The organism is Krasilnikovia sp. M28-CT-15, assembly GCF_047159595.1.
GTDB lineage: Bacteria > Actinomycetota > Actinomycetes > Mycobacteriales > Micromonosporaceae > Actinoplanes.
On the sequence record NZ_BAAGAK010000001.1, the window covers coordinates 3,513,753 to 3,530,106 of the forward strand.

Genomic DNA, 16,354 nt, shown 5'->3' on the forward strand with positions numbered 1-16,354 from the left:
GCGGCGCCCCGGAAGCACTGTGCTCCCGGGGCGCCGCGCCCATGCCGGACCGCGATGGGGTTACGGAGCCACCACGCTCGTGGGGGTGGAGTTCTCCTTCGCGGAGTAGGCCACCACGTGGTAGGTGGCCGGGCCCGCGGGCGGGTTCGCCTCGGAGAACCGCCCCATGGTCAGGCCCAGCCGGTCGACGAGGTGGACCTCACCGGCGACGGTGTCCTCGATGATGCACCAGGCCTGCACCGATACCGCGTCGGCCGGAGCCGTGGCGGTGAAGGTGCCCTTGATCCAGCTCCCGGTCGCGTCGACGGGCGCCGAGGTCTTGGAGACCGCCAGCTTGTCGTCGGGGTTGCCGGCCCGGGTGAAGATCAGGCCCGCCCGGACCGGCCGGCCGGCGCCGAGGGCCTTGGCCGAGACGAACGCCGTGTACGACTGCCCCGGCACCGCGGCGATCTTCCGGCTGGTCACGTGGACCGTGCCGGCGACGCCGGTGGAGGTCAGCGACATCGATCCGGTACCTACCGCGCCGTCATTGCCCACGCGGTTCAGCACGGCGCGGGTGCTCGGGATCCAGCCGGCGGTGCCCGCGCCGGGGTTCTCGAAACCGGACTCGTCAGCGGTGAGCAGGTTGCCCAGGATGGTGGGGCTGTCGACCGGCAGGTCGCCGACGAGGTTGCCGTCGCGGTAGACGCGGTACCCGGCGATCGGGTTACCCGCGGTCGGGGCCGCATCGGTCCAGCTCAGGAACTTGCCGTTCGCGGTGAGGTTGGTGGGTGCGTTGGGCATGTCGGCAGCCCTGTGGACGGGGGAGGCGATCAGGTTGGTGAAGGTGTTGGTCTCGCCCGCCGGGCCGGAGAGCACGGTGTTCGACGCCGTCGTCGTGGCGTTGCGGGCGCCGAGGTCGATGCCGTACCACGTGGTCTTCTTCGCCGGATCGTTGGTGATGGTGTTGCCGTAGATCCGGTCGCCGTTGCCGATCGAGATCCCGATGCCCGCGGTGTCGAACGTTCCGGCGCCGGTGCCGTACGAGGTCGAGCCGGCCCATCCGACGTTGCGGATCGTGTTGCCCATGATCGTGTCGGGAACGATCTTGTTGTTGTCGTAGGCGCCGATCACCAGGATGCCGGAGCGGTCGCCGTACTCGACGATGTTGTCCCGGATGACGTTGTTGCCGCCGGGGCGGATCACATGCATCGGGCTCGTCTTGTCGCTGAACGTGTTCCAGCACTCGTCGGTGGTCACCGTCGGCGTCAAGCAGGAATCCATGTCCATCGCGTGGTCGTAGTCGTTGTAGGCCACGAGGACGCCCGCATATTCCGGGTAGGTGATCCGGTTCCGGGCCACGATCATGTCGCGCGGATTGGTGATGTCCTTGTTGTTGAGCGAGTCCGCGTAGGACGCGTTCGACTTCAGGTTGATCTCCGCGCCGTGCAGCACGTTGTCCTCGACCGTGGCCTTGATGACACCCTCCAGGATCACGTTGCCGGCGACCCCGTTGAGCCCGCGGGCGGCGGCGACGGCGCGGTCGGCGTGCACGGTGTTGTTGCGGACCGTGGTCCCGATGGCGTTGGTGAAGTCGAAGCTGTTGCCGCGGATGGTCTTGTCGAACTGGTTGTACTCGACCACGGTGCCGTCGTTGCGGCCGCCGCCACCGATGTTGTCCTCGTCGCCGGACTCGGCGCCGCCCCAGTTGTCGAACCGGTTGTCGATGACGTGCACGCCCGTGGTGCCGTGGACCCAGATCTTGAAGTACTCCAGGTTGGTGAACCGCACCTGGCGTACCGTCCACCGGTCACCGACCGTGATGCCGCCGCCGGCGTTCGTGCTGGCCAGCGAGCCGTCCTTGCCGCGGAAGTCGCAGAACTCGCCCGGACGCCCCGGCAGGTCCGCGGGAATCGGGAGGCCGGCACCCTCGCGGCAGTTGCCGTTGACCGTCAGGTCCGACACCAGGTTGGTGCTGCCGTCGACCTTGGCCTTCTTGGGGTCCCAGCGGATCAGGGAGCTGTAGTTGAAGTTCGACGAATTGGCCGTGATCATCGAGACCGTCGTCGCGGTGATGCCCCGCCCCCGCACGTTCACATTGGGCGGCAGCATCAACGGCGCACCGAGGCGGTAGGGCATGGTACGGCCCTGGGCGTCACGCCCGTCGGCGGCGAGCAGCACCGTGGCGGGCTTCGCCGACGTCGCCCGGCTCGCCGCCGTGGCCACCGTGGTGGCCAGGGCGGGCTGGTCGTCCCCACCGCTGGGTGCGGGCGCGAGGACGCAGGCCGGGTCCGCGGTGCACTCGTCGCGGGTCATGGCAGGCGGGGAGACCGTTGCCGCCAGCGAGTACACCGGCGCGCTCGGGGCCGCGGCGTTGCCGCGTGCCTCGATCTCGTCGACCTTGGTCCATGCGGAGCCGCCGTCTACGTCCACCTTGACGTAGCGAGCCGTGGTGGTCAGGCCGATCGCCCGGTAGGTCCTGGTCTGGTCCGCGGACGACACCGCGGGACGCTCGATCGACGCCACCGGTGTGAACGTGTGGCCGTCGGCCGAGGTCGAATAGGTCACCGTCGTCGGCAACTGGACGCCGTCGGACTTCACCTGTAGCCAGGAGCTGTTGATCTCGGTGATCGGGCGCTGGACCTTCAGGTCCACAATGATCGGGTACGCGCCGACACCGTTGCGGCCCTGCCAGGCCGGGCCGTCGTGCGCCTCGCCCCGCACCGCGTCGGTCAGCTCGGCGTCGCCGGTGTCCGGGCTGCCGCCGTCGGCCGGAACATCGCTCTGGTACGCGCAGCCACGCTTGCCCTCGGCCGCATCGCACCGAGCGTAGTTGTACGCGGTGACCGGCACCGCGCTGGTCGTCGCGGTCACCTCGGCGCTGCGCGGGGACTCGAAGCCGTTTCCGTTGATCGTGCTGATCTGGTAGCGGTAGGTGGCCGAGCCGTCGAGCTGCAGGTCGACGAAGCGCGGCGCGTCGACCGGCGTCAGGACTCCCTGGGCTACGGTGGCGACGTACTGGCCGTCCCGATAGATCTTGTAGGCGGTCGCGTCGACGACGTCGCGCCACGACAGGTGCACGGTCTGCGCGCCGATCGCCTGCGCCGTCACCCCGTCCGGTGCCGCGGTGACAGCCCAGGTGACAACGACCTCGGCGGTGCGGGCGTCGGTGTCGGTGGCGGTGGCGGTACTGGTCAGGGTGCCCGCGATGGTGGGGGTGCCGGTGATGGTGCCGGTGGCGGCGTCCAGTGCCAGCCCGTCGGGGAGCTGGCTGATCGCCCACCTGTAGGGCTTGTTGCCGCCGTCGGCGTGCAGCGTGGTGGTGACGGCGACGCCCACGGTGAGGTTCTGCGCCGCCGGGGTCTCCACGGCCAGCGGCGATGCCACGGGCCAGGGGAATGCCAGGTTGACGGTCCGGCCGATGGCGTCACTGACGCTCACGGTCGGCAGGCTCGAGCCGGTCGCCGTCGGGGTGCCGGTGATCTCGCCGGTGGCCGCGTCGATGGTCAGGCCGTCGGGCAGGTCGGTCGCGGTCCAGGTGTACGGGGTGGTGCCGCCCGCGGCGCTCAGGGGCACGTGCAGCGTCTGACCGGTGGTGCCGACCTGGCGGCCGGGGTTCGTGAGGGTGAGCGGGTCGGCGATCGCCCACGTCACCGTGATGGTGTCGGTGCGGGCATCGGTGTCGGTGGCGGTGGCCGTGGCGGTCGTGGTGCCCACGGTGGTGGGCGTACCGGTGATGGTGCCGGTTGCCCCGTCCAGCGTCAGCCCGTCAGGCAGTTCGCTGATCGTCCACAGGTACGGCGTGCTGCCGCCGTCGGCGTGCAGCGTCGTGGTGGCGGCGACACCGGTGGTGAGGTTCTGCAGCCCGGGATCGTCCACCGTCAGCGGGCGCGCCACGGGCCACGGGAAGGCCAGGTCGGCGGTCCGTCCGATGGCGTCGGTGACGGTCACGGTCGGCCGGGCCGGGCCGGCCGTCGTCGGGGTGCCGGTGATCTCGCCGGTGGCCGCGTCGATGGTCAGGCCGTCGGGTAGGTCGGTCGCGGTCCAGGTGTACGGGGTGGTGCCGCCCGCGGCGGTCAGCGGCAGGTGCACGGCCTGACCGGTGGTGCCGATCTGGCTACCGGGGGCCGTGAGGGTCAACGGGTCGGCGATCGCCCAGGTCACCGTGACGGCTGCGATGCGACCGACCGCGTCCACCACGGTCAGGGTGGCCGTGCTGGTGCCGGCGGTGGTGGGGGTGCCGGTGATCTCGCCAGTGGCGGGGTTGATGGTCAGGCCGGCGGGCAACCCGGTCGCCGACCAGGTGTACGGGGCGACGCCGTCGCGGGCGGTCACGGTGAGCCGGACCGGCTCGCCGGTCGTGCCGTTCTGGTTGCCAGGAACAACCAGGTTGAGCTGGTTGGCGATGTCCCAGGCGAGATCGAGGGTGGCGGTGCCGTTGCTGGCGTCGGTCACGGTGACCACCGCCGTGCGTGCACCCCGGGTGGTGGGGGTGCCGGTGATGACACCGGTGCCGGAGTTGATGCTCAGCCCGTCGGGCAGCCCGGTCGCGTTGAACGTGTAGGGGGCCACACCCCCGGACACGCTCAACGGCAGGGTGATGGGGTGGCCGATCTGGCCCTTCTGCAGGCCTGGGTCCGCCACCGTGACCGGTGGTCCGGACACGACGTTGACCTTGAGGTGGGCCGTGGCGGCGGATCCGTTGCCCGCATTGTCGACGGTGCGCACATGGACCCACCAGGTGCCGTCCGACGCCACGGTGGTGGTGTTGGTCGTGCCCGCGACGGCATTCGCGGTGCTCGGAACGGTGCTGGCGTTCTGGTCGACGACCACCGCGTAGCCCTTGACACCCGACATCGCGTCGGCGCCCGCGGTCCAGGACGTGGTGACCGTGCTGGGGCCGTAGCTGTTGCGGGCGGCCGGATGGGTGCTCGAGGCCAGGTTGGTGACCGCGGCGGGGGCGGTGCCGTCGACCTGAATCTTGAAGTGGGTGTATTCAGACCAGTGCGAGGTGCGGTCCAGGGCGGCCGCGTGGACGTAGCGGGTCCCGTCCGCCAGGCCGGACAGCGAAACGCTGGTGGTGGCCGGCACGTTGGGAGCGGGCGTCACCGTGCTGGTGGAACTTGGCGGCGCGGCGGTCGCGGACGTGTCGTTGGTGATGGACCAGGCGGTGATGCCGGACGGGTCGACCGCGCTGATATCGACGGTGGCGTTGCGGGTGCTGTACCAGGAGTTGTCGTCGGGGTGGCTGGTGCTGGTGACCTTCGGCGCGACCGGAGCAGAGGCGTCGACGGTGAAGTCGCACCCTCCGCGGGCGATGGTGTACCCGCCATCCTTGGTGATTCCGGTGGCCGTCCACGAGTAGGTGTGGCCGTCGGTCAGTTGCTGCGCGGCGGGGATCGTCGCCCACAGCATGGACCCAGAGGCGAAGGTCGTGGCGGTGGGCAGGTCGCCGGGCTTGACGCCGTCGGACCAGTGGAACGAGACGCCGACAGTGCTCGTGTCGTCGGACACCACGGCGCCGAGCGTGGGCGTGGTGTCATTCATGAACGGCCGTGGGCTGCCCGCGGGGCAGACCGTCGCCGGGCTGGTCTGGATGGAGCTGACCGTGGGCTGGTTGTCGTAGGTGATGGAGACCTGCGGCATCTTGTTGACGTCGCCGTTGTTCATGGACCAGAAGCGCTTCGCCGAGGCCGGGTCGGTCTCGTCGCTGGCCTGCAGGCCCATGTGGCCCAGGTCGTAGTTGTTGTCCGCAGCCCGCTGGAAGAACGGCTCCACACGCATGTAGACGCGGCCGTCGGCGATGCAGCCGCCCGGGCCGGCCTTGGTCGCGGTGGAGGCACCGTCCTTGTAGCGCCACGGCGGTTGATTGGTCCACCGAGTGTCCGGGTTGCCGCCGCCGACCACCATCCAGGCTTCCCATGCCTTGTTGGTGCAGGTGTTGGACGACGAGTTGTACAAGCTCATCGAGGCGAAGGAGATGTGCTTGCCGTTGAGCGCCGCGGTGTCCCACTTGATGAACGACCGGGCGATCTTGCCGCTCCACGAGCCGATCTCGAGGTACGTCGAGTTGCTCTGGTCCGTGGTCAGGCCCTCTCGGACCCAGGTGTCGTAGATGGCGTTGGCGTTGTTGATTTCGGGGTCGATCGTCACCGGGTAGACGGTGTCCGGGTCGGTGAGGAAGTCCATGTCCGGGCTGAGCGCCAGGTCGACCCCGGCCCCGTCGACGGGTGCCCCCGTGTCCTTCTTGCGGGCGGCGTTGTGGTGGGCGGCCGCGACGCCGACGGCCCGCTTCACCGCGGGTTCGCCGGTCGCCTTGTCGGTGCGGGCATCCCACATCAGCGGCTGGGGCGACGACGCCACCACTGTGCCGGCGGCGTCGAGCAGCGCCAGCCGGCCGTTCTTGTCCAGCTTGTGCGAGGTGACATCCGTGCCGGTGACCGGCATCGTCAGCTTGGCGACCTGCGCCGCGGCGGAACGCTTGCGGACCACATAGAAGCTTTCGACACCCGTGAGCGTCGCCTTCACCACCAGGTCGACGTTCGGCTTGATGTTGCGGTAGGTCGCCGTCGGCCCGTCCAGCTCAGGCTCCGGGAGCTTGCCGTCGAAGCCCATGGCGACCTGCTCCTCGCCTGCCCCCAGGGCGGCGAGCTGCTGCGTCCCGGTGTCTCCGGACGCGCCGGACAGCCGCAGACCGTCCGGGTGCGCGACCGGCGCGACCGACCCGTCCGGCTGGCGCACCAGCGTCAGGTCGACCGGCACCCACTTGTTGTCCTTGCGAGCGCGCACGGGGCCGCCGCTCAGCTCCAACTGGATCTGCCCGTTCGGCAACGCCCACGACTGCGACGACTCCGATGTCGCCGCGTCGATCAGCACACGGTCGCCGCACCGCGCCGCCATCGCGGCGGCGGCATCCTCGGTGAGCTGCGTGTCGGCGCACGGTGCCGGCGCGGCGGCGGACGCCGCCCCCGGCGCCGGCACCAGCAGCAGGCCGGTGACCACCGACAACGCCGCCGTGGCGGTCAAGGACCGCGACCTCATCGCCTGCGTGAAGAATCCGCCAGCCGGCCGACGACCACCACTGAACACGCTGTGCCCCATCCATCGATGACAAGAACAGCGCGCAGCGGCCTTTCGTCCGGCAGCCACGCGCCGAGGAGGGACATCGGCCGGGCACAGCGAATTGCCAGGTGGTTGAACCAAACCTGAGGTATGCCGCGGTTCAGCCGACCAGGCGGCGCTCCCAGACCCACGCGGCGATCTCCACCCGGTTGCGGGCGCCCAGCTTGGTCTGCACGCTGCCCAGGTGGGTCTTGACCGTCCCGACCGAGATGAACAGCTGGGTGGCGATCTCGGCGTTGGTCAGGCCGCGCGCGGCCAGCTTCACCACGTCCAGCTCGCGCGGGGACAGGCCCCCGTCGTCGCCGGTGGGCGCGGGCGGGCTCAGATGCTCCAGCAGCCGGACCGTGATCGACGGGCTGATCAGGGCGTCGCCCGAGACCGCGGCGCGCACCGCCTCCACCAGCAGCGCAGGGCCGGAGTCCTTGAGCAGGAAACCGCAGGCGCCGTTGCGCAGCGCGGTGTGCACGTACTCGTCCAGGTCGAAGGTCGTCACGACGACCACCTTGACCGGCTCCGCGACGCCCGGCCCGGCCAGCAGGCGCAGCGCCTCCAGGCCGTCCATCTTCGGCATCCGGATGTCGAACAGGGCGACGTCCGGCTTGAGCCGCCGGGCCAGCGCGACCGCCTCGACCCCGTCAGCGGCCTCGCCGATCACCTCCATGTCCGGCTGCGCCCCGATGATCATCCCGAAGCCCGTGCGGACCATGGCCTGGTCGTCGGCGATCAGTACGCGGATCACTGCGTCACCTCCTGAACCACCGGCAGGGCCGCGTCGACCACCCAGCCGCCGTCGATGCCCGGCCCGGCGGTGATGCGCCCGCCGACCGCGCGGACCCGTTCCGTCAGGCCCACGAGACCGTACCCCGGGCGCTCGCGCGGCACGGTGGGCCGGGGTGCCGCGCCGTCGTTGGCCACCCGGACCAGCAGCCATTCCGGGGTACGCCGGATCCACACGTCCGCCACCCGCGCGCCCCGGGCGTGCTGGCGGATGTTCGTCAGCGCCTCCATCACCACCCGGTACGCCGAGGTCGACACCTCCACCGGCAGCCCCCCGATGTCGCCGTCCACGTGCAGCCGGGCCAGCGTGCCGCCGGAGCTGCTGAACTGCTCCAGCAGGGGGCTCAGCTCGTGCACCCCGGCCAGCGGGGCCAGCGGCGCGTCCGGGTGCGCGTCCGGGTCGCGTAGCACCCCGACCATGCGCCGCATCGACGCCATCGTCTCGGCGCCCGCCTGCTCGATCTGCTCCAGCGCCAGCAGCACCCGCTGCGGATCCTGCTCGGCGATGAACCTCGCCCCCTGCGCCTGCACCACGATGCCGGTCACGTGGTGGGCGATGAAGTCGTGCAGGTCCCGGGCGAACTCCGCGCGCTGCTCCGCCTTCACGGCGTCCATCGCCCGCTGCCGGCTCGACTCGATCGTGCGCAGGTACACCCCGGCACCGATCGCCGCCGTCGACACCAGCGCCAGCATCAGCCCGGCGATGACGTACTCGGGGCTGATCCCGCCGCGGGCCGGCAGCAGCCCCACCGCCATGACCGTGGTCACCACGGCGGCGACCGCCCACTGCGCCTCGGCCCGGCGGCTCACCACGTACAGGGTGCCGAGCAGGCCCAGCGCTTCGGCGATCCCGAAGCTGCCGTCGGTCGAGCCGCTCACCACGACCAGGAACGTCACCAGCAGCGAGAACCCGGCCACCAGCAGTGCGACTTTCGGCAGACGCTTCGAGCCCTGCTCGCGCCGGGGCAGCCATGCCGTGGCGGTCGTCATCGCGGACAGGACCTGCAACAGGGCCAGGTCACCGGTCGACGCCATGCCCGCCTGCAGATCGAACAGCCCGAGCAGCGCCATGAGGCCCAGCAGGGCAAGCTGGCCGAGGCGGAACAGCAGGTTCCGGTTTTGTTGCGTCAACATCGTGACCCAGCGTAGTGGGCGCTGGACGGACCCCTCATCGGCCGAAAGGCAGACCCGGCGCCGCCGCAGGTCCCGGCTGCGGGCCGATGCGGACGTTGATCGGCGTCGAACAGGATTCTCCCCAGCTTCCGACCCCGACTGAAGAGGACCCGCACGATGAGAACGCAGTTCCCGGCCGCCGCGCCGATGCCAGCGGACACCACCAACTCCGCGGTGGCGGCCGTCGACCTGGTGAAGGTCTACGGCAGCGGCGACACGGCCGTACGGGCGCTGGACGGCGTCACCGTGGGCTTCGCCCGGGCCGCGTTCACCGCCATCATGGGCCCCTCCGGCTCCGGCAAGTCCACGCTCATGCACTGCCTCGCCGGGCTGGACACGGCCACCTCCGGGCGGGCCCTGCTGGGCGGCACGGACCTCACCACCCAGCCGGACCGGGTGCTCACCAAGGTGCGCCGGGAGCGGATCGGCTTCGTCTTCCAGTCGTTCAACCTGCTGCCACAGCTGACCGCCGAGCAGAACATCACCCTGCCGCTCGATCTGGCGGGGCGCCGCGCCGAGCGGGGGCTGCTCCAGCACCTGGTCGAGGTGCTCGGCATCGCCGGCCGGCTCAACCACCGGCCCAGCGAACTGTCCGGCGGCCAGCAGCAGCGCGTCGCGCTGGCCCGCGCTCTGGTGTCTCGCCCGGAGGTGGTCTTCGCCGACGAGCCGACCGGCAACCTGGACTCCCGCTCCGGCGCCGAGGTGCTGGCGTTCCTGCGCAACTCGGTGCGGGAACTGGGCCAGACCGTGGTCATGGTGACGCACGACCCGGCCGCCGCGGCGTACGCGGACCGGGTCGTGCTGCTGGCCGACGGCCGGGTGGCCGGGGAGATCGACCGCCCCGACCGGGCCAGCGTCACCGAGGCCCTGCAGTCGCTGGGCAGCACCCGATGAGCCCGGTGCTGCGTACCCAGCTCGGCGGGGTGGCGCGCCGGCCCGCCCGGCTGCTGCTCACCGGCCTGGCGATGCTGGTGGCGTCGTTCGTGGTGTACGCGACGGTGCTGGCCCAACAGATCACGCTGCGCACCGCCCTGGACACCCTCAGTGGCACCCCGGAAGCCGTGGACCTGGTCGTCCACAGTCCCGATTCGGAGAACGCCGCCCCGATCACCACGACCCAGCTCGGCAAGATCAAGGCGGTGCCCGGGGTGGCCGAGGCGGTCGGCCGGGTCGAGACCGGCGGCGAGATCGGTGGCCAGTACCTGAGCGTGGTCGGTGACCCAGGCACCGGCGCCCTGTCCGTCGCCAAGGTCACCCAGGGCCGCTACCCCAGCGCGCCGAACGAGATCGCGGTGACGCCGCGTACCGCCAGCCGGATGGGCCTGCCCCTCGGCACCGAGCTCGGGTTGAAGGTCTACGGCCCCGACGACAAGGACAAGACCGTCAAGCTCCAGGTCGTCGGCATCGTCGACCCGGCGGACGACTTCGGCTCGCAGGCGTACGCGCCGCAGAGCAGCGTCACCGCCCTGACCGGGGGTGACACCCTCCAGCAGATCGACGTACGGCTCGACGCGGGCGCCGACGCCGGGGCCGTCCGGACCGCCATCGAAGCGACCGGTGGCAAGCGGGCCCCCGACGTCCGCAGCGGTGCGGACGTGCGGCTCGACGAGGCCAACCAGGCCGCGTCCGACCTGAACGCGCTGTTCGCGGTCGTGGGCATGTTCATCGCCATCGCGGTGGTGGCCGCCGGACTGGTCGCCGCGTCCACGTTCCGGATCGTGTTCGCCCAGCGGATGCGCCAGCTCGCGCTGCTGCGTGCCGTCGGTGCCGGACGGGGAGCCCTCGTGCGGGCGCTGGCCGCCGAAGGGGTGCTGACCGGCCTGGCCGCGGGCGTCGTCGGGGTGCTCGGCGCGCTGGCAGTGGGCTCCGCCGTGCCACCCGTCCTGCGGCTGTTCGACATCACGGTGGCCGGTCCCGGCGTACCCGTGCTGCCCGCCGTCGGCGTGATCGCGCTGGCCGTGGTCGTCACGCTGCTGGCGGTCATCGCGCCGGCGGCCTCCGCCGCCCGGGTGGCGCCGCTGGAGGCGCTGCGGGCAGCGGCCACCACCGCGGGCAAGCACGGCATCGGCAAGCTCCGGTGGGTGTTCGGGCTGCTGCTGGTCGCCGGGGCCGCCCTGTCCGCCGCCTACGTCGCCACCAACCTGCCCGGCCGCGACACCAAGGACTACCACCCCGACGTCATGCTGCTGGCCATCGTGTTCTCCGGCGCGCTCGCGTACTTCGCCCTGATCGCGCTGGGCCCGGTGCTCATGCGTCCGGTGCTGGCCGTCGTCGGCCTGCCGCTGCGCCGGCTCGGTCCGGTGGGCCGGCTCGCCGTGGGCGGTGTCGGCGGCGCCACCCGCCGTGCCGCCGCGGTCTCGGTGGTCGTCGCGCTCGGCGTCACCCTCATCGCGGGCGTGGTGGTCGGCGGGGCGTCCCTGCGGGTGCTGGCCGACCGGGAACTCGCCTCGTCCGCGCCGGCCGACTTCGAGCTGACCGCGGGCGACGGTGCGACCCTGCCCGCCGACCTGGTCAGCCGGGCGACCGGCAGCCCGCAGCTGCGGCATGTCACCACGTACCGGCGGCTCAACGAGGTGAAGGTCGGAGCGGCGCCGTCGCACTTCGACGCCAACGACCTCGATCTCGCCGCACTGCCCGAGCTCAGCAAGATCGACGTCGCCGAGGGTTCGCTGTCCGACCTGCGCCCCGGAACCATCGCCCTGTCCGGCTGGGCGGCCGAGGACGCCGGCGCCCACCTCGGCGACCGCGTCGAGGTGAGCGCCGCCAAGGGCAAGCAGAAGCTGACCCTCACGGTCGCGGCCCTGCTGCCGTCCTCCGCCCCGCTGGGCTCCAGCGTGCTGCTGCACCACAGCGACATGGACCGGCTCGGCGCGCCCGCGCCCGCCTCCGGCCTGCTCGCCGACGCGGCCCAGCCGGGGGAGGACGGCCGTACCGCCGGGCAGCAGGCGCTGCGACAGGTCATGGACAACCGGTCCGGGCTCGGTCTCAACGTCCTGGCGGACCAGCGCGACCAGGAGAACGAGGCGATCGACGCGGTGCTGGCCATCGCGCTCGGGCTGATCGGGCTGACCGTACTCATCGCGGTGGTCGGGGTGGGCACCACCACGGCGCTGTCGGTGGTGGAGCGGGCCCGCGAGTCCGGGCTGCTGCGCGCGGTCGGGCTCACCCGGGGCGGCCTGCGGGCCATGCTGACCACCGAGTCCGGCCTGTACGGCGTCATCGGCGCGGCGCTCGGCCTGCTGCTCGGCGTGCCGTACGCATTTCTGACGGTCAAGGCCCTCGGCGTGAACGCGCCGCTGCGCCTGCCGGTGCTCCAGCTGCTGCTCGTGTTCGCCGCGCTGGTGGCGTTCACCGCGCTGGCCGGGGTGCTGCCCGCCCGCCGGGCGGCCCGGGTGAGCCCGGTCGTGGCACTCGGCACGGAGTAACGCCACCCACGGCAGGGCCACGCCGTCCGGACCCGGCGTGGCCCTGCTGTTTGCGCAACTCGGTGGTGGCTGACCGCGCCGGACGCCATGCTCGCTGCATGACGATGCCCGACTGGCCGCTGTTCGGGATCCGGCTCGCCTGCCGGACCGTCACCCTGCGGCCGGTACGCGAGGAGGACCTGCCGCAGCTCGCGGCCGCGCTGCCGGGCGACGTCGGGCACGACCCCCGGCTGGAGCTGTTCGACGAGCAGTCGGCCGAGCACAACGAGCGGCGCCTGTTCTGCCAGGGCTACTGGCGCGCGCTGGGCACCTGGTCACCGTCGTCGTGGGTGCTGCATCTCGCGGTGCGGCATGCGGGGGTGCTGGTGGGGGTGCAGACCGTCGAGGGCGACAACTTCGCGGTGCTGCGTACCGTCGACACCGCGTCCTGGCTGGTGCCCCCGGTGCGCGGGCGCGGGCTGGGGGTGGCGATGCGGACGGCCGTGCTGGGGCTCGCGTTCGATCACCTGGATGCGCTCGCGGCGGTGAGTTCGGCCGTGGTGGACAACGCCGCCTCGCTCGGGGTGTCGCGGCGGCTCGGCTACGCCGACAACGGGCTCGGGTTCGTGGCCGAGACGACCGGCCGGGCCGAGCTGCGGCATCTGCGGCTGACCGCCGAGGCGTGGCGGGCCGCGGGGCACGGCCGCGACGTGACCGTCTCGGGCGTCGATGCGTGCCGCCGCTGGTTCGGGGTGTGAGCTCGGTGACATCATCCGTTCGGCCCCAATCGATCTGGCCGGACGGTGGAGGTGTCCGAGGTCTCGGGCGATCATCGACTGTGGATGGACGGTAGGCAGCCCGCGCGGTCCCCGCGTGAACCGGTACCCTCACGGCCGATCCGGCCGCGCCCGCGACCGGTCGACACGGGGGTGAATGTGAACCGGCGCCAGGTCATCGGTGTGCTCGTGTCCACGGCGGTGGTCGCCGTGGGTACGGCGGCGATCGCGCTGAACAGGCCCGGGGAGGCGTCGTCCCACCCGGCCGCTGCCGCGGACCCGGTCGCCGCGCTTCCCGCCGCCGGTCCCGCCGAGCCGGCCGCCCCCAAGGGGCCGCCGGTCAAGGTGCGCTCGCACAGCCTCGACATCGCCCCGGCGGATCGCCAGGCCCGCACACTGAAGGTGCCCGAGCGCCGGACGGACCGGTTCAGCCTGCTCGGCATCACCTGGACCGATCCCGCCGCCCTGGTGTCCGGCACAGTCCAGGTCCGGACCCGCGCGGTCGCCACCGGCAAGTGGTCGCCGTGGCAGACCCTGGAGTCCGACGACAGCCGCGGCCCGGACACCGCGGCCGAGCGCGGTAACCACACCCGCGGCGGCACCGCGCCGCTGTGGGTCGGGCTCGCCGACGGCGTGGCCGCCCGCGTGGTGGACGCCGCCGGTGGGGTCAGCCGGGCCCTGCCCGCCGGACTGCGCCTCGAACTGCTCGACTCCACCGCGAAGGCCGGCAGCCGGGGGACCGGCGGCGGCAGCGGTGGCCAGGGCAGCGGTGGCCAGGGCGGCGGCGATGAGGCGACCGACCCGAACGGATCGCCGGCGCCCCCGCCGCCCGCGTCGCAGGAGACCGGCGTGCCACCGGCCCACGCCGCGCCGGCCGGGACGGCACCCGCCCCGGCCGTGACCACGACCGCCCCGGCCAAGCCGGGGGCCACCACCGCAGCACCGCGCACGGCGGCCCGGGCCGCCCAGCCGGGCCTGCCCCCGTACGTCAGCCGGGCCGGGTGGCAGGCGGACGAGAGCCTCGTCAAGGACGCGCCGTCGTACGGCAGCAACGTCGGCGTGGTCTTCGTGCACCACACCGCCGGGAAGAACGACTACGACTGCGCCGACTCGCCGGCGATCGTCCGGGGCATCATGGCGTTCCAGGTGGAGAAGGAGCACTGGAACGACATCGGCTACAACTTCCTCGCCGACAAGTGCGGCACCCTGTTCGAGGGCCGCAAGGGCGGGGTGGACAAGGCGGTCATCGGCGCACACACGTACGGCTTCAACACCGGCTCGACCGCCATCGCGGTGCTGGGCGACTACCGGCAGGGCCGGGTGCCCGCAGCGACCCAGTCCACGATCGCGCGGCTGTCGGCGTACAAGCTCGGCCTGTCCGGTCTCGCGCCCACCGGCAGCACGCAGCTGACCGAAGGCGTCTCGGACGGCAAGTTCCCGAAGGGCACCGTGGTCACGTTCGCGCGGATCTCGGGCCACCGCGACGGCGTGGCCACCGAGTGCCCCGGCGACGCGCTGTACGCGCAGCTGGCGGACATCCGGGCCGAGGCGGCCGCGGGCGTGGCGGCGGACACCACCGCCCCGACGTTCCCCGGTGCGCCGGCGGTGGTCCTGCGCGGCGGTACGGTCTCGGCCGCCTCCGTGCCGGTGACCCTGACCTTCCGGGCCGCCGACAACGTGCGGCTGGCCTCGGTGGCGGTCACCGCGCCGTACGCGCGGACGTTCGGCCCGACGACCACCTCGTGGGCGACCGCGGTCAAGCCGGGCGGCACCGTCTGGCGACTCGCCGCGAAGGACGTCGCGGGCAACACCGGTGCCGCGTCGGTCGGCCGGACCGTGGTGCTGCTGCCGGAGACCAAGGCCAAACGGGCCGGAAAGTGGAGCACCGCCTCGAAGAGCTCGCACCTGGGTGGCAAGGCGCTGACCACGGGCACCCGCAAGGCGAAGCTGACCTGGACCTTCACCGGCAGCTCGGCCGCGCTGCTGTTCGCCCGCAGCACCAAGTCCGGCAAGGTCGACGTCTACCTGGACGGCAAGAGGGTGGGCACCCTCGACCTCAAGGCCGGCAAGAACAGCTACCGGCAGGCGCTGTGGACCCGCAGCTTCGCCAAGGGGCGGCACACCGTCGCCATCGTCGTCCACGGCACCGGCGGGCGCCCGACCGTGACCTCCGACGGCCTCGCCTACCTGAGGTAGGGCCTGACGAGCCGGCGCCGCGGACCGCCAGGTCAGCGCCGGTGAGCCGCCGAGGTCACGGTTTCGTGCCACGGCCCGGCCGGAGGATCCTGCGCCACGCAGTCCTGTGCTTCTATGTCGGGACACATCTGTTCGGGGAGGAAGATTTGCAGCAGCGAGTTTCCGCCCGCCTGGTCACCGCCACGCTGGCGGCGGCCCTCGGCGGCGGTCTCGGCGCGGTCGCGCTGACACCCGGCGCGGCTGAGGCGGCGGCCCCCGTGGCCGCTGCCGCACCGGCGGCCGTGGTGGTCCGCCAGGCCGCGGCGGCTTCGTGCGCGACCGGCAAGTACCAGCGCCAGGTCGAGGGTTACCTCAAGAAGATCGGCGGCTTCGGCGCGGTCACGGTCGACGGCAAGCAGTCGGCCGCCGACTGCGCGGCCATCAAGAAGTTCCAGCGGCGCTTCGGCATCCAGCCGTCCTCCGGCCTCGCCGGCCCGACCACGTACGGGGTGGCCAAGCGGCTCGCCGCCACCAACACCTCGGCGTGCAAGGCCAGCAAGAGCCGGACCACGGTCTGCGTCGACCTGACGCATCAGACCGTGTGGGTGATGAAGAACGGCAAGGTGTACACCAAGCCGAGCGTCACCCGGACCGGCATGAAGGGCTACCGCACCCCCACCGGCACCTACTCCATCTGGCAGCGGGCGTCGAAGGAGTACTCCGAGAAGTACAAGGTGTGGATGCCGTACTGGCAGCGTTTCGTGGGTGGCATCGGCCTGCACCAGACCACCACCTACCTGCACGACGCGTGGCGCGGCTCGCACGGCTGCGTCAACCTGCTGCCGTCGGACGCCAAGAAGTTCTACGGCACGCTCAAGTACGGCACCACGGTCAAGGTGTTCGGGCGCCGTCCCGGGACCTGATCCGCGTACCTGACCATGCGGCCCA

The 16,354-nt window shown here is 72.1% G+C and carries 8 protein-coding genes; 5 read left to right on the top strand and 3 right to left on the bottom strand.

What is annotated here, in order from left to right; translation table 11 throughout:
• Positions 1–60: 60 nt before the first annotated feature.
• The 3 genes from ACMCNO_RS16310 to ACMCNO_RS16320 all read right to left on the bottom strand — a co-directional run bounded on the left by ACMCNO_RS16310 (position 61) and on the right by ACMCNO_RS16320 (position 9,012).
• Positions 61–7,005, bottom strand: coding sequence for a putative Ig domain-containing protein (locus ACMCNO_RS16310; protein ID WP_412750291.1), 6,945 nt, complete (start codon positions 7,003–7,005; stop codon positions 61–63).
• A gap of 196 nt (positions 7,006–7,201) precedes the next feature.
• The gene (locus ACMCNO_RS16315) at positions 7,202–7,840 is read right to left on the bottom strand and encodes a response regulator (protein ID WP_412750292.1); all 639 of its coding nucleotides are present in this window, start codon (positions 7,838–7,840) and stop codon (positions 7,202–7,204) included.
• Positions 7,837–9,012 carry a sensor histidine kinase gene (locus tag ACMCNO_RS16320; RefSeq protein WP_412750293.1) on the bottom strand — a complete coding sequence of 392 codons (1,176 nt, stop codon included), beginning with the start codon at positions 9,010–9,012 and terminating at the stop codon, positions 7,837–7,839. Before ACMCNO_RS16320 ends, ACMCNO_RS16315 begins: the two co-directional genes overlap by 4 nt.
• 156 nt (positions 9,013–9,168) lie before the next feature.
• On the opposite strand from ACMCNO_RS16320, the gene ACMCNO_RS16325 reads away from it, so the two are divergent.
• The 5 genes from ACMCNO_RS16325 (at position 9,169) to ACMCNO_RS16345 (ending at position 16,329) form a co-directional block, all read left to right on the top strand.
• Complete coding sequence (locus ACMCNO_RS16325; protein WP_412750294.1) at positions 9,169–9,945, top strand: ABC transporter ATP-binding protein; 777 nt, start codon at positions 9,169–9,171, stop codon at positions 9,943–9,945.
• Positions 9,942–12,476 (top strand): FtsX-like permease family protein, encoded by a 2,535-nt coding sequence (locus ACMCNO_RS16330; protein ID WP_412750295.1) that lies wholly within the window; start codon positions 9,942–9,944, stop codon positions 12,474–12,476. Before ACMCNO_RS16325 ends, ACMCNO_RS16330 begins: the two co-directional genes overlap by 4 nt.
• 98 nt (positions 12,477–12,574) lie before the next feature.
• Positions 12,575–13,213 carry a GNAT family N-acetyltransferase gene (locus ACMCNO_RS16335; protein ID WP_412750296.1) on the top strand — a complete coding sequence of 213 codons (639 nt, stop codon included), beginning with the start codon at positions 12,575–12,577 and terminating at the stop codon, positions 13,211–13,213.
• 177 nt (positions 13,214–13,390) lie between these two features.
• Positions 13,391–15,427 (top strand): N-acetylmuramoyl-L-alanine amidase, encoded by a 2,037-nt coding sequence (locus ACMCNO_RS16340; protein ID WP_412750297.1) that lies wholly within the window; start codon positions 13,391–13,393, stop codon positions 15,425–15,427.
• 146 nt (positions 15,428–15,573) lie between these two features.
• On the top strand, positions 15,574–16,329 hold the full coding sequence (locus ACMCNO_RS16345; RefSeq protein ID WP_412750298.1) for a L,D-transpeptidase family protein: 756 nt from the start codon (positions 15,574–15,576) through the stop codon (positions 16,327–16,329).
• Positions 16,330–16,354: the final 25 nt, after the last annotated feature.